Source organism: Bacillus sp. H1a (assembly GCF_000633475.1).
GTDB lineage: Bacteria > Bacillota > Bacilli > Bacillales > Bacillaceae_G > Bacillus_A > Bacillus_A paramycoides.
The window spans coordinates 1-362 of the sequence record NZ_AYMH01000149.1 but is presented as its reverse complement, the minus strand read 5'-3'; the positions used below and the strand labels follow the sequence as shown (position 1 = coordinate 362).

1 protein-coding gene is annotated in these 362 nt (G+C 28.7%); it reads left to right on the top strand.

Translation table 11 applies throughout. The annotated features are described in order from the left end of the window. The first annotated feature begins 46 nt into the window (after positions 1–46). A complete protein-coding gene (locus tag U860_RS0130770) occupies positions 47–358 on the top strand; it encodes a hypothetical protein (protein ID WP_025151469.1) in 312 nt (103 codons plus the stop codon). The last annotated feature ends 4 nt before the right edge of the window (positions 359–362 follow it).

Here is a 362-nt window from a genome sequence, read left to right as displayed (position 1 = left end):
CCAGATGGTACTAAACAACTGTAAAAATTACTAAGGAGATGTTTTTATGAGTGTATCAGACAAAATAAAAAAAGCTTTAGAGGATAGAAGAATGTTACATCCAAATGATGATTATGGGATAGAAAAAAGTTGGGGTAAATTAACTGCTATATTATCTGAAAACGAAGAAGTAACAATAAATTATTTAATGAATTGTTCTAAGGAAGACGTTTACCTAATAAGTGAAGTTTTTGAAGACGTCTCTGAAAAATTGCAGAGTAAAAGATTTATAGAATGTTTACGAAAACTAGATGAAAAATTTCCTGATTTGAATTTAACATATCATATTGATGTTGCAGAAAGCTATATTGCAGATTAAGGGG

Excerpts from the sequence above, each read along its gene's own strand:
- U860_RS0130770 (WP_025151469.1), top strand. The coding sequence starts at position 47 with ATGAGTGTATCAGACAAAATAAAAAAAGCTTTAGAGGATAGAAGAATG.